Annotated in this window: 11 protein-coding genes and 3 tRNA genes; 2 read left to right on the plus strand and 12 right to left on the minus strand. The window is 65.1% G+C overall.

Features of this window, described 5'->3' with window-relative positions; genetic code table 11:
* Window position 1: 1 nt before the first annotated feature.
* Together QP415_RS05745 and QP415_RS05750 are read right to left on the minus strand one after the other, a co-directional pair.
* Window positions 2-952, minus strand: a complete 951-nt coding sequence (locus QP415_RS05745) for an ABC transporter permease (RefSeq protein ID WP_016461575.1) — start codon at window positions 950-952, stop codon at window positions 2-4.
* Window positions 953-1,069: 117 nt separating this feature from the next.
* Window positions 1,070-2,626, minus strand: a complete 1,557-nt coding sequence (locus tag QP415_RS05750) for an ABC transporter substrate-binding protein (protein WP_016461576.1) — start codon at window positions 2,624-2,626, stop codon at window positions 1,070-1,072.
* 172 nt (window positions 2,627-2,798) lie between these two features.
* Between QP415_RS05750 and QP415_RS05755 the strand changes: the two genes are divergently transcribed.
* Window positions 2,799-3,458: a FadR/GntR family transcriptional regulator gene (locus QP415_RS05755; protein ID WP_082157729.1), complete on the plus strand. Its 660-nt coding sequence runs from the start codon at window positions 2,799-2,801 to the stop codon at window positions 3,456-3,458.
* Between the two features lie 61 nt (window positions 3,459-3,519).
* Here the strand turns inward: QP415_RS05755 and QP415_RS05760 are convergent, their stop codons facing one another.
* The 5 genes from QP415_RS05760 to QP415_RS05780 all read right to left on the minus strand — a co-directional run bounded on the left by QP415_RS05760 (window position 3,520) and on the right by QP415_RS05780 (window position 5,198).
* Entirely contained in the window at window positions 3,520-4,536 is a 1,017-nt protein-coding gene (locus QP415_RS05760) for a sialidase family protein (RefSeq protein WP_285099309.1), read from the minus strand.
* 84 nt (window positions 4,537-4,620) lie between these two features.
* Window positions 4,621-4,791: a 50S ribosomal protein L33 gene (rpmG, locus tag QP415_RS05765; protein ID WP_003792256.1), complete on the minus strand. Its 171-nt coding sequence runs from the start codon at window positions 4,789-4,791 to the stop codon at window positions 4,621-4,623.
* A gap of 54 nt (window positions 4,792-4,845) precedes the next feature.
* Window positions 4,846-4,922: transfer RNA gene (locus tag QP415_RS05770), tRNA-Met, on the minus strand.
* A 27-nt stretch (window positions 4,923-4,949) separates the two neighbouring features.
* Window positions 4,950-5,022, minus strand: a tRNA-Thr gene (locus tag QP415_RS05775).
* Window positions 5,023-5,113: 91 nt separating this feature from the next.
* A tRNA-Tyr gene (locus tag QP415_RS05780) sits at window positions 5,114-5,198 on the minus strand.
* 98 nt (window positions 5,199-5,296) lie between these two features.
* Here QP415_RS05780 and QP415_RS05785 point away from each other — a divergent pair.
* Complete coding sequence (locus QP415_RS05785) at window positions 5,297-5,800, plus strand: YajQ family cyclic di-GMP-binding protein (protein WP_003792254.1); 504 nt, start codon at window positions 5,297-5,299, stop codon at window positions 5,798-5,800.
* Window positions 5,801-5,862: 62 nt separating this feature from the next.
* Here QP415_RS05785 and htpX read toward each other — a convergent pair whose 3' ends face one another.
* From htpX to QP415_RS05810, 5 genes are all read right to left on the minus strand, one after another.
* Window positions 5,863-6,738: a zinc metalloprotease HtpX gene (htpX, locus tag QP415_RS05790; protein WP_285099315.1), complete on the minus strand. Its 876-nt coding sequence runs from the start codon at window positions 6,736-6,738 to the stop codon at window positions 5,863-5,865.
* Between the two features lie 181 nt (window positions 6,739-6,919).
* The gene (locus tag QP415_RS05795) at window positions 6,920-8,431 is read right to left on the minus strand and encodes an FAD-dependent oxidoreductase (RefSeq protein ID WP_016461581.1); all 1,512 of its coding nucleotides are present in this window, start codon (window positions 8,429-8,431) and stop codon (window positions 6,920-6,922) included.
* Window positions 8,432-9,094: 663 nt separating this feature from the next.
* Window positions 9,095-10,108, minus strand: coding sequence for a polyprenyl synthetase family protein (locus tag QP415_RS05800; RefSeq protein WP_285099317.1), 1,014 nt, complete (start codon window positions 10,106-10,108; stop codon window positions 9,095-9,097).
* A complete protein-coding gene (gene nuoN, locus QP415_RS05805) occupies window positions 10,105-11,658 on the minus strand; it encodes an NADH-quinone oxidoreductase subunit NuoN (RefSeq protein WP_285099352.1) in 1,554 nt (517 codons plus the stop codon). Before nuoN ends, QP415_RS05800 begins: the two co-directional genes overlap by 4 nt.
* Before the next feature lie 11 nt (window positions 11,659-11,669).
* Window positions 11,670-13,217, minus strand: a complete 1,548-nt coding sequence (locus tag QP415_RS05810) for a complex I subunit 4 family protein (RefSeq protein WP_048675977.1) — start codon at window positions 13,215-13,217, stop codon at window positions 11,670-11,672.
* Window positions 13,218-13,239 lie beyond the last annotated feature (22 nt).

Raw genomic sequence — 13,239 nt, forward strand, 5'->3', positions numbered from 1 at the left:
CTCACACCGACCTAATACGCGGGTTGATGAGCAGGTAGAGCATGTCAACGATGATGTTGACAATGATGAAGGCGATCGCGACGACGAGAGCGCCACCCTGGACCAGGGTCACCCAGTTCTCCTGGATGCCCTTGAGCAGGACCACCGTGCCCATACCGTTGAGAGAGAAGATGATTTCGATGACGACAGCGCCACCCATCAGGTAGCCGACGCGCAGACCGAGAACCGTCACGGGCGTGATGAGCGCGTTACGCAGCACGTTGCGGGCCACGACGATGCGCTTGGGGATACCGGCGCCGACCGCAGTGCGCACGTAGTCGCGATCCAGTTCCTCAACCATTGAGGTACGCACGACTCGGGTCATCTGACCGACAACGGGGACGGCCAGGGCGATGGCGGGAAGCAACATGCGCAGGAACCAGCCCGTTGGATTCACCGAGAAGGCAGGCAATGGGCCAGAGACCGGGAGGGTCTTCACGAAGGCCATGACCAGCAGCGTTGCCAGCCAGAAGGAGGGGGTGCCAATGCCGATGACGGAGAACACGCGGATGACCTGGTCGGGCCAACGGTCGCGGTAGAGAGCGGCAAGGACACCGAGCGGGAAGGAGATGATGACGGCGAAGAACAGACCGAGGAAGGTCAGCTGCAGGGTGACGGGCAGAGCCTTAGCCACCAGGTCCGTCACGCTGGAAGAGCCAGCACCGTACGTACCGAGGTTTCCGTGGAGCATGTTCCACAGGTAGCGACCGTACTGGACGAAGAACGGGTCGTTGAGACCGTGTTGGTTCCGGTAGGCTTCGAGAGCCTCCGGGGTCGCCGACTCACCGAGCGCCGAGTAGGCGGGGTCCACGGGAGACAGCGACATGATGAAGAAGACGAGGAAGGACACGCCGACCACCATGATCGGCAGGGCCACCAAACGTCGTCCGATGAGTCGCAGAAGGTTATTCACTTCTAGACCTCCATTTCAACGAATTTTGGCAATAGAAAAGGAGGGGTGGCGCCCGACTGTGGCGTCTGCCTCAGGGCGGGCGTTCCACCCCTCCTTTCGATGTATCCCCGCAGGGACCTACTTCGTGCTCACTCCGAGCAGCTGCAGGCCGGTCGTGGGGATCGCGTGGAATCCCTCCACCTTTTCGGGGTTGGAGCCGGTGATCACGTTGCGGAACACGAGCGGGAACAGCACGGTCTTCTCAGCGAGCAGATCCTGAGCCTCGCCCCACTTCGCCTTAGCAGCGTCGCCGTCGAGCTGACCCGCCTCCTCGATGATGGTCTGGAGCTGGTTGAAGGAGTCGGGATCCGACACCTGCCAGCCGTCGCGCTGCTTGGTCCAGTTGTTGTTGCCGTTCCACCACGAGATGATGATGCCGGGGTCGGTGCCGAAGACCGAGGGGTCACCGGGTGCGATGATGACGTCGTAGTCCGGCACGGCGTCCTTGACGTCGGTGACGTTGTTGTACAGGTCGCCGGTCGCCTGGCTGGTGTGGTTGACCTTCAGGCCGAGGGCCTCAAGGTCAGCCGTGATCTGGGGAACCATGGCCACGATCCACGAGTGATCCGTGGTGAGCAGGTTGACCGTCATGCCGGCAGCGCCGTTGTCGCTCAGGAGCTTGGCGGCTGCGTCCTTGTCGTAGGACAGGTCGGTCGAGGGCTTCTTGTAGGCCGGGTTGGCCTCGGGCAGGAAGGAGGTGGCCTCCTTAGCCTCACCATCGAGCACGGTGTCGATCAGGGACTGCTTGTTGATGGCCTTGAGGAACGCGCGGCGCACCTCGGGCTTGTCGAAGGGGGCCTTCTGCGTGTTGAACATCATGAAGGCGTTGCCGTAGCCGGGCTTCGACTCAACGTTCCAACCGGCGTCCTTCAGATCCTTCTGCGAGGAGGCGGGAACGGACTCAACGATGTCGATCGTGCCGTCGATGGCGGCGGTCACACGCGCGGTCTCGTCCTTCAGCGGGTTCCAGTTGATCGTCTCAACGGTCGCGGGGGTGTTGCCGTTGTAGTACTCGTTGGGGACCGCGCTGATCTTCAGCTCGCTGACCTCGGAGTACTTGTAGGGGCCCGAGCCGATCGGCATGGACTTCATGGCGTCCGCGTCGGCCGAGGCCGGGGTGACCATGAGGATCGCCAAGCGCTCCTTGAGGGCGGCGAAGGGGTACTTCAGGTGGATGGTGACGGTCTTGTCGTCCTTGGCCTCGACGGAGTCGACGAAGGTGTAGAACTGCGCGAAGAGGGAGCCCTCCGCGGTGGCCTTGCCGTAGGCGGCCACAACGTCAGCGGCCGTCACGTCGGTACCGTCGGAGAACTTCGCGCCGTCACGGAGGCTGATCTCGTATTCAGTGTCGGACACCTTCACGGGATCGCCGGCGGCCAGGGCGGGGCTGACCGAGTAGTTGGTGCGATCCAGGCGGTACAGGCCCTCGAGGACCTGCCAGTTGCTGCCCATGGCCAGCGCGGAGCTGGTCAGCGGGCCGTAGTCGGTGGTGGTGTAGGCGGGGCCAACATTGAGTTCACTGCTACCACCGGTTGCAGTCGATCCGGCATCACCGCCGCCACCACAGGCGGTCAGGATCATCGCGGCAGCTGCGGTCAGCGCAGCGCCGGTTGCGAAGTGTTTACGCATTCGCATGTTCTCGCTCCTCATCTTCGAGAATTGGGACGTGCGGTTCTTTTGTTCCGCTCGCTATACTGATTCTATGTTGTCAGACAAATTAGTGCAAGCGATATCACCCCAATCGCCACCAACAACCGATCCGAACCGACGCGTACCAGCATCGATTGACTCAAGATCCTCGGTAACGATGGATGCGATCAAGTCCTATATTTTGCGACATGGATTACATCCTGGCGACCGCCTCCCCACCGAATCGACACTGTGCGCCGACCTCGGCGTTTCGCGTTCGTCCGTGCGAGAAGCGCTCCGACGCCTCCAAGCGCTGGACATCGTGACAGTTCGTCAGGGTTCAGGGTCATACGTCGGCGAGATGTCGATGCAGCCGCTCGTCGAGACACTCGTCCTGCGCGCCGCACTCGATGAGATCAACGGAGCTCAATCCCTGCATGCGATCATCGACACGCGACGGGCACTCGACCTCGGAATCGCCGTTCCCCTCACGCGTGCCATGAAGGGCACGACGAACCCCCACCTGTGGGAGCTCGTCGAGGCGATGACTCAGTACGCACAGTCGGGGTCAACCTACCTGGAGCAGGACATCGCCTTCCACTCCGGCCTGCTGGCCTACGTGGACAACGAACTCATGCACCAGCTGGTGGCCGCCATGTGGCTGGTCCACCAGAGCGTCACCCCGCAGCTGGCCGCAGCGTCGCGCCAGGAAATGGAAGTCACCGCAGAGGCCCACGCGGCCATCCTGCGGGCGTGTGAGGCCGGCGACCTGGTGGCGTACACCGCCGCCGTCGAGGCACACTACGCCCCGCTCCTGTCGATCATCGAAGGTCGCTAGAGCGCACAGAAAAATCCCGGAGCGTCGTGGGGGCACACGCACCGGGATTTTCTGTATCTGTTCACAGGGAGACTGCCGCCTCCCAGAGGCCTCGGTCACGCTCGAAGACCACCACGGCCTCGTCCCCCGTGAAGGCGACATCGCTGTAACCGAAGGCGCCATCTCCCAAGGAGGAGACCACCTCGGCGCGTACCTCACCCTCCCACGGCGGGGTGAGGCGCAGGATCTCGCCACCCGCGCGAGCGTCGCGGCGCCCGGGGTGCACGAACAGATCCGCGATCATGCGCGCGTTGCAGCCGGGGTCCTCCAGCTCCCAGAGGTACGCGCCCTCCCAGGTGCGCCCATCACCCCACGCGAGGCAGCGGGCACCAGAACCCCTGCCTTCGAAACCCTGGATGCGACAGTTCGCGACGAGGCGGCCATCCCACGCGCTCAGAGTCGTCTCATCGAGGAGCACTCCCGCCTCGCCGACGAGGGGCTCCGCAGCACCCACCATTCGCCCTCCGCGCGCGTACACGACGCGCACGTGCGTCTCGTCTCCCGTCCGCACGACGTAGGGCAGCGCGACCGCGCCATCCACCGCGACGGTGCCGCCCGAGGTCGCAAACAGGGCATCAGCCCCCGTGAGCGCGTAGAGCTCATCCGTCATGTCCACGTAGGACAGGTCCTCGGGGCCACTCCCCCAGGCCCACCAGGCGCGCAGTCGCTCACCGTCCGCACGAGAATCCATGTAGCCCACGCGACCATCCGTCGACGCGAACGCCAGGTGCATGAGGCCACCGCCATCGACGCCGACGCACGCATCCGAAGAAACGGACGGACCGCCGAGCGGAAGCGGGCGCGGCTCACTCCACCGCCCCTCGTCCGCGCGCTCCATCCAGCAGATACGATTCGGATTGGGCAGGTCCGACGCCATCGTCAGCCCATTAAAGTCAGATCCCGTGCCCGAGGCCGGGGCGGGACGCTCGTCAAAGAACAGGATCACGCGCCCGTCCTTGAGCGTCACGAGGCCGGGGATGCGCGCCTCGCCCGCACCTTTCGGAGCGACGAGGCAGCGCGAAGCGGGAGAAGCAGTCATGTGCCCAGGATAACATAAGTGTTCCAGCGCACATACAAAGAACCCCGGGGAACCAGGTTCCTCGGGGCTTTGAGACGGAAGCCGTCAGCGGGTCTCGCGGTGCGCCGTCGACTTGTGGCAGCGCGGGCAGTACTTTGCCAGCTCGAGACGATCCGGCGTGTTACGACGGTTCTTCTTGGTGATGTAGTTGCGCTCCTTGCACTCCGAGCAGGCCAGAGTGATCTTGGGGCGAACGTCCTGGGACTTGCTTGCCACGGTTGTTTCCCTCGCTTAGTTTCGTCGCTCGTGCGACCTGTCGGATGAAAGAGTTGGTAGCGGGGGCGGGGCTCGAACCCGCGACCTCACGATTATGAGTCGTGCGCTCTGACCAGCTGAGCTACCCCGCCGCCGGTAGCGGATAACTCCGCAACCGGAGCCCCGAAAGGGAATCGAACCCTTGACCTTCTCCTTACCATGGAGACGCTCTGCCTACTGAGCTATCGGGGCAACGCCGGAAAGCCTATCGCATCTCCGAGCGCCGAAGCAATCCCGGAGCCTGAGAATGACATCACAGGCGTTACTCACTGGAACCAGCGAGTGGTGGCAGGTGAGGGATTCGAACCCCCGAAGCACGAAGCGTCTGATTTACAGTCAGATCCATTTGGCCGCTTTGGTAACCTGCCGTGCGCCGCTCTCGCGGTGCCGTGAAAGAATAGCATTAAAATAGCTCCGAGCGCCAATCGGAACGACGATTGGCGGAATTCCAACGAAAGGTGCACCCATGGCAGACTCCTCCTTCGACGTTGTCTCCAAGCTCGACCGCCAGGAGGTCGACAACGCCGTCAACCAGACCGCCAAGGAGATCGCCAACCGCTACGACTTCCGCGGCGTCGACGCCGCCATCACCCTCAGCGGCGACACGATCGCGATGGAAGCAAACTCCGCGTCCCGCGTCATGGCAATCCTCGACGTTTTGCAGTCCAAGCTGATCCGCCGCGGCCTGTCCCTGAAGGTTCTGGACTACAAGGACCGTGAGCCCAAGGCCTCGGGCAAGCTCTTCAAGCTCGCCTGCCCCCTGAAGGAAGGCATCCCGCAGGACACCGCGAAGAAGATCTCCAAGCTCATCCGCGAGGAAGGCCCCAAGGGCGTCAAGGCCCAGATCCAGGGTGATGAACTTCGCGTTTCCTCCAAGTCCCGCGACGACCTGCAGGCCGTCATCGCCCTCCTCAAGGGCCCCAAGGGCGAGGAGCTGGACGTCGCACTCCAGTTCGTGAACTACCGCTGATCGCTGAGAGAGCAGGGGCGGGCGGCCGGTCGAAACCGGCCGCCCGCCCCCGTCTCTATGCCTCAGTAGCCCGCAATCTTCTCCAGGCGCGCAATTCGCTCATCCATCGGCGGGTGCGTGGAAAACATACGCGTGAGAGACTCCCCACGGAACGGATTCGCAATCATCATCGCGGCCACGTTACGCGTCCGCGGAGTGTCCTCCATCGGGCGCCGATCCGTCGCCATCTCCAGCTTGCGCAAGGCCGAGGCGAGAGCCAGCGGATCCTGCGTGAGCATCGCACCGTCCTCGTCCGCGTCGAATTCACGCGTGCGCGACAGCGAGAACTGAATGAGCATCGATGCAATCGGGGCCAGCAGACTCATCGCGAGGAGGCCGACGACACCCACTCCCCCGTTCTCTCGACGATTCCCGCCGCCAAAGAACAGCAGCGTCTGCGCGATGGTCGTAATCACGCCACCCATGGCCGCCGCGACAGAAGTCGTCAGAATGTCGCGGTTGTACACGTGCATGAGCTCATGCCCGAGCACCCCGCGCAGCTCACGCTCATTGAGAATCGCCAGGATACCCTCCGTACAGCACACCGCCGCGTTGTTCGGATTACGGCCCGTCGCAAACGCGTTCGGCGTCAGCGTGGGTGCGACCCAGATCGTCGGCATCGGCTGCTGGGCACGATCCGCCAGCTCCCGGACAATCGCGTAGAGCTCGGGCTGCTCCGACTCGCTCACCTGGTACGCGCCCATCGAACGCAACGCAATCGTCGCGGAATTCCAATACGAGAACGCCGTCTGGGCCAGCCCAATGGCGGCGAACACAACAATCCACACCATCCGACCCGTGCCCGAGGTGATAAGCGCGCCGATGGCGAGCAGCAGAGCCCACATACTCCCCAGCAGGAGGGTCGTCTTCAGACCGTTGTGATAGTTGCGGTGCACCATATGCGCGATCCTATGGGGGTTACCTGAGAAGCCCCTGGGAACCAGCCGAAGCTCCGATGGGAAGAAAGCTACCCGACCAGCAGGTACCGGACGCAGCGCGGCTCGCCACATCCTCGCTCCCCCATGCAACGAGGCCGCGACCGGGAAACCCGGCCACGGCCTCGTCCAGCTCAGGGACGCGTCAGTGACGGCGCCCCGGACCCGTGTAGTCGTCGAAGCGCTCGGGGGCGGTGGGCACACCCATCTCGCCCATCTCACCGATGTGGTCCACCGTCTTGGGGTCCACCTGCGCGCCGCGCGAAATATCCGTCATGGCGCGACGCGAGACAACCTTGACGCGCTCGCGCGTGCCACGGCCGCCCGGAAGCTCGCCGTACGCCTCGCCCAGCGCCTGCTCGTACGCATCCAGGAGCTCCCAGCCCTCCCACGTCGTGAACTCGACGCCACGGGACTCCAGGAGCGCCACCATGGCCTCGTGGCCCACCTCGGCGGTGTTCGCGTGCAGACGGCCCGCGCCCGCGTCCTCCACGAGGTGGGAGATCGTCTGCTGGGCGTCCGACTTCGTCGAACCGATGAGGCCGACGGGGCCGCGCTTGATCCAACCGGTCGCGTACACGCCCGGGATGACGGGGGCGGACTCGTCCTTCGTGGTCTCACCCTCGATCACGCGACCCTCCACGTTCGGCACAACGCCGGCGCGCTTGTCGAAGGGCAGGCCCGGGATCGGCGACGAGTAGTAGCCCACCGCGCGGTACACCGCCTGCACGGGCCAGGTCGTGATGACGCCCGTGCCCGACACGCTTCCATCGCCGTTGAGCGCCGTGCGCTCGGTACGCAGGGCCTTCACGTGGCCGTTCTCGTCCGCGACGATCTCGACCGGGGCCTGGAACAGGTGGATGTGGATGCGACGCGAGGCCGTGTGCTCCTCCGGATCCGCCATCGCGTAGCTCGTCAGGGTCTTGACGACCTGACGCTGCTGGTTCGACGCGCGCAGCGCCTCCTCCGACCCCTCGTCGAAGTCGAAGTCCTCTTCCGAGACGATGACGTCAACGTCCGGCACCTTGCCCAGCTCGCGCAGCTCCAGCGGCGTGAACTTCACCTGCGCGGGACCGCGGCGACCAAACACGTGCACGTCGGTGATCGGGTTCTCAGCCAGGGCCTCGGCGACGTTAGCCGGCACCTCCGTCTTGAGCATGTCCTCCGCGTGCTTCGCCAGCACGCGGGAGACGTCCAGCGCCACGTTGCCGACGCCCAGGACCGCGACCTCACGGGCCTTCAGCGGCCACGTACGCGGGTAATCCGGGTTGCCGTCGTACCAGGACACGAAATCGGCAGCGCCGTAGGACTCGGGCAGATCCACGCCCGGGATGTCGAGCGGGTGATCACGGTCCGCGCCCGTCGCGATAATGATCGCGTCATAGTGGTCGCGCAGGTCGTCGATCGTCACGTCGCGGCCCACCTCAACGTTGCCGAGCAGACGGATGTCGCCACGCTGAAGGATCTTGTACAGCGCGACGATGATCTGCTTGATACGCGGGTGATCCGGCGCGACGCCGTAACGCACGAGACCGTAAGGCGCGGGAAGACGCTCAAACAGGTCGATATTCACCTCGAGCCCCGACTTGGACAGGATATCCGACGCGTAAATGCCAGCGGGACCAGCGCCAATAACGGCGACGTTGAGCGGTGCCAACCGAATTCTCCTTCTATGACCGCGCGCGAGTGCGCGCACCTGGGGTCTCAGTCTAGCGCCCCGATGCCAAGGGCAACCTTAGCTGAGACCCCTCACACACCTCAAGGTGCGTCCGCACATACGACGAGGCCCGGGCCCACGTACGAGGCCGAGGCCGATGCCTACCGCTGCTCGGACCACGGGTGCGGGCGTCTCCCCCCACGTACGAGGCCGGGGCTTCTCCCCCAACGAGGCCTTGGCATGTTCGGTTCAGAGGCAACCTGAACGCCACTCTCCCAAAAGTCGCATGCAATTCGACTGACCGAACTTTTCTCACCACCCAGAAACGTTGGAATTGCAACGACACTCTTTCAATACATAAAAGGTTGACAGGGAAATTTCATGCGACATTGTTGGGAAACCATGACGATGCCCCATACAAGATCCGGCCAAGACCGGGACAGGTCGTGAGTGCACCCGTTAAGGGGCAGTGCACCCGATAAGGGGCAGTGCACCCGATCAGAAAGGGTGCATTGCCTACGGATCGGGTGCACGACCCCCGTCACAAGCTCGCGGACCTGCCCGAATGGAGGTCGACGGACCCGACAGGCGCGGGGCGCGCATACGACGAGGCCGGGGCCAGCCGCGCTCGTACGCGCAGCTGGCCCCGGCCTCGTCAATAAGTCAGGCCAAGCGATCCACCATCAGGTTCGCAAACGCCTCCAGCGCGGTCTTCGCCTCGCCCTTGGGCAGCGGTGCCAGCGCGGCGACCGCCTCATCGGCCCAGGTGCGCGCCAGCTGACGCGTCTCCTCGAGCACGTCATGACTGCGCAGCTGCTCGACCACCGACGCCAGGGCCTCGTCCGACGACAGGTCCCCCGTCAGCTCGCGCAGGATGCGCGCGCCGGCCTCGTCGATCGTTCCGGCCGCCTCACGGCGACGCAGCAGGAGAACGGGCAGCGTATCCACGCCCTCGCGCAGATCCGTGCCGGGCGTCTTACCCGACTGCTCGCCCGACGACGCCAAATCCAGCACGTCGTCGGCGATCTGGAAGGCGACGCCCACCTTCTCGCCGAAGTCGCTCACGACGTCGGCCACCAGCTGGCCGGCGCCCGACAGGAGCGCACCGAAGGACGCGGCGGTCGACACGAGCGAACCCGTCTTATCCGCCAAGACCTGAATGTAGAAATCAACGCGATCCGCGCCATCCGTCGGACCGAAGGTCTCGTTCAGCTGGCCCTCGCACAGGCGCTCGAACGTGCGCGCGTGGTGAGCGACCATCTCCGGGCCCAGCGACGCCACCAACAGCGACGCGCGGGCAAACAGGATGTCGCCAGCCAGGATCGCGCGGTTATTCCCCCACAGGTGCTGAGCTGAGGGCACACCACGACGCGTCGGAGCCGAATCCATGACGTCATCGTGATACAGGGACGCCAGATGCGTCAGTTCGACGGCCGTCGCAGCCGTGATGACCTGGTCGTCCAACGCGCGCTCGGGATCGCCCAGCTGCGCGCACACGAGGGTCAGCAGCGGACGCATCCGCTTGCCACCCGCGACCGCGAGGTGACGCGTCAGCTCATCCGTCAGATCACGGGAGGACGACACGGCGTCGAGGAGACGACGCTCGACGACCTCGAGCCCCGGGGTAATACGGGACTCGAGGTCGGGAACATGAAGATCGGGTGTTTGAGCACTCACGGAATCAGTATGACGATCTTTTCCAGCAGACTCAACACGGGACCGGGGAAGACGCCCAGGGCGAGCGTTCCGAGCACGCACACGATGATCGCCAGAGCGGACAGGCCCTCCGACTTGACCACGACGGACTCCTCACCGGGTTCGGTGAAGAACATCAGGCGCACGAGGCGGAAGTAGTAGAACGCGGTGATCGCCGAGGCCACGAGGCCCACGATCGCGAGCCAGCCGATGCCGCCCTTGATCGCGTCGGAGAAAATCACGAACTTACCAACGAAACCGCCCGTCAGCGGGATGCCCGCGAACGAGAGCAGGAAGACCAGCATCGCACCCGCAATCCACGGGTTGGTGCGGCCAATGCCCGCCCACTTGCGCAGGCTCGTCGCCTCGCCCAGGACGTTGCCATCCGCGTCGCGGCCGCGCACCAGCGAGACCACCGCGAAGGCGCCGACCGTCGCCAGGCCGTAACCGAGCGTGTAGAACAACACATGGCCCGTGCCGCCCTTCTGGATCGCGAGGATACCCATCAGGATGAAGCCCGCGTGAGCGATCGACGAGTAGGCCAGCATGCGCTTGACGTCGTCCTGCACGAGGCCGGCGAAGGTACCAACGACGATCGTCAGGACCGCGATCGCCGCGAAGACGTACAGGTAGTCCCACTGCAGGTAGGCGGCGACAGCCTGGTAGAAGCGGGCCATCGCGGCGAAGGCAGCGATCTTCACGGCCGCGGCCATGAAGCCCGTCACCGGGGTCGGGGCACCCGTGTAGACGTCGGGCGTCCACGCGTGGAAGGGCGCGGCGCCCACCTTGAACAGCAGGCCAACCATCACACAGAACACGCCGACGAGGACCATCCAGTCCATGTTCGTGTTCGTCGAGATGGCCTGACCCAGCTCCGAGATGCGCAGCGAGTTGGAGAAACCGAAGAGGAACGCCGAGCCCATCAGCATGAAGCCCGAGGAGAAGGCACCCAGCACGAAGTACTTGAGGGCCGCCTCGTAGGACAGCTGACGGCGACGACGCGCGGTCGCGGCCATGATGTACAGGGGCAGCGACATGACCTCCAGGGCCACGAAGAGCGTCACGAAGTTGTCCGCCGCGGGGAAGATCATCATGCCGCCCAGCGAGAACAGGGTCAGCGGGAACATCTCGGAGCGCTGGTAGCCCTTGCGCTCCGACAGCTCCTCGGCAGCCGAGTCCGGGCGATCCGAGGGCTGACCGGCGAACGCGCCGTCACCGACGGTCGTGCGGTCGGCCATCACCAGGACGGCGAGGAAGCCGATGATGACGAGCACCGACTGGGCGCCGACCGTCAGCGGGTCCTCAATGTACTCCCCCAGCGAGGCCGGAGCGGCCACGACGGGAGCCCAGCGCAGCGCGAGCATGACGCAGGCGCCGGCGGTGGCCAGGATCGACAGGCCGATCACGATGGGACGGCGAGCCTTCGCCGGGGCGAAAGCCTCAACGAGGATGCCGAGGACCGCGCCGCCGAGCACGATGAGGATCGGCGCGAGGCTCAGCCACGGAACCTCGGGGGCCTGGAAGTTAGCCATGGGTAGGACGTTCACTGTGCGCTCCCTTCAACGGCGGCCGGGACCTGCGAGTTGGTCAGGTCGAGGTCTGAAGCAACCGGGGTCAGGGCGCTCACGAGGGGCGCCGACCAGATACCAAGGATGAGCATCGCGGCCACGAGCGGCACCATGACGCCGCGCTCGCGAGCGCCCAGGTCCGCCAGGTCCTCCTTGCCCTTGCCGGGCGCGCCGGTGAAGACGCGCTGGTAGGGCATGAGCACGTACATGGCGGCGATGACGACGCCGAGGACCGCGAAGAGCGCCAGCGCGCTGTTCACCGACCAGGTGCCCATGAGCACGAGGTACTCGGGGACGAAGCCGGACAGGCCGGGCAGCGCGATGGAGGCGAGGCCACTCAGGAGCCACAGGCCCGCGAGCACCGGGGTCACGCGCTGCATGCCCACGTACTCGCGCATGTCCTGCGTGCCACCGCGGCGCGAGAGCCAGCCGGAGAGCAGGAACATCGCGGCGATCGACACACCGTGGGCGACCATGTAGAACATGGCGCCGACGAGCGCGATCTGCGTGCCGATGAAGATGCCCAGGACCATGAAGCCGAAGTGCGACACCGACGTGTAGGACACGAGGCGCATGATGTCGTTCTGGCCGTTCGCCGCAAGGCCACCCCACAGGATGGAGATGACGGCGAGGATGCACATGACCCACTTCGCGGACACGGCCGCGCCGGGGGTGAGCTGCAGGCACAGGGTGATCATGCCGAAGGTGCCGATCTTGTCCAGGACGCCGACCAGCAGCACCGAGGTGCCCGGGCGGGCGACGGCGGCCGTGTCGGGCAGCCACGTGTGCACCGGGACCATGGGCGCCTTGATCGCGAACGCAACCATGAAGGTCACGAAGATGATCATCTGGATGACGAGCGGGGCGCTCGGCAGAATCTGGGCGAGCGTATCGATGCGGAAGAACGTCGACACGTCCTGCGCCGCCTGCGAGCCCATCGCCCACAGGTAGAGGATGCCACCGAGCATCACCAGTCCACCGAACAGCGAGTACAGCAGGAACTTCATGGCGGCCTTGTGGCGGGCTGCCTCGTCACCGACGCCGTAGCGTCCGATCATGAGGTACAGCGGCACGAGCATCGCCTCGAAGGCGAAGTAGAAGACCGTCAGGTCGTAGGCCGCGAAGATGACGACCATGAACGCCTCGAGGGCCAGGACCAGCGCCGGGTAGGCGCCGCGGTCCGCAGCATCGTCCTCGTCCCAGCCCGCGATGAGCACGAGCGGCACGAGGCCGAGCGCCAGCAGGACCATGACGAGGCCCAGGGAGGTGACGCTCAGCGACCAGGTGATGCCGATCTGGGGGATCCACAGGTGGGACTCGTACACCTGGTACGAGGCCGGGGCGGACCAGTCGAACACGGAGGCGGCGACGTACACGCCGAGCGCGAGCTCGACGAGTGCGATCACCAGGGCGATGACGCGCCCGGCGGCGCGCCTCAGGGGCGGGACGAAGCCGAGGAGGGCCGCGCCCGCAGCCGGAACGGCCACGAGGACGGACAGCCACGGGAAGTTAGCAGCAACCATTGCACTTTCCATTGTCGTGTAC

Source organism: Pauljensenia sp. UMB3104, from assembly GCF_030217285.1.
In the GTDB taxonomy this organism is placed as follows: Bacteria; Actinomycetota; Actinomycetes; order Actinomycetales; family Actinomycetaceae; genus Pauljensenia.

What these genes read in the sequence shown, in the direction of transcription:
- QP415_RS05755 (WP_082157729.1), top strand. Translation starts at nt 2,799, where the DNA reads ATGGATGCGATCAAGTCCTATATTTTGCGACATGGATTACATCCTGGC.
- nuoN (WP_285099352.1), bottom strand. Translation starts at nt 11,658, where the DNA reads ATGGCTAACTTCCAGGCCCCCGAGGTTCCGTGGCTGAGCCTCGCGCCG.
- QP415_RS05785 (WP_003792254.1), top strand. Translation starts at nt 5,297, where the DNA reads ATGGCAGACTCCTCCTTCGACGTTGTCTCCAAGCTCGACCGCCAGGAG.
- QP415_RS05810 (WP_048675977.1), bottom strand. Translation starts at nt 13,217, where the DNA reads ATGGTTGCTGCTAACTTCCCGTGGCTGTCCGTCCTCGTGGCCGTTCCG.
- QP415_RS05750 (WP_016461576.1), bottom strand. Translation starts at nt 2,626, where the DNA reads ATGCGAATGCGTAAACACTTCGCAACCGGCGCTGCGCTGACCGCAGCT.
- QP415_RS05760 (WP_285099309.1), bottom strand. Translation starts at nt 4,536, where the DNA reads ATGACTGCTTCTCCCGCTTCGCGCTGCCTCGTCGCTCCGAAAGGTGCG.
- htpX (WP_285099315.1), bottom strand. Translation starts at nt 6,738, where the DNA reads ATGGTGCACCGCAACTATCACAACGGTCTGAAGACGACCCTCCTGCTG.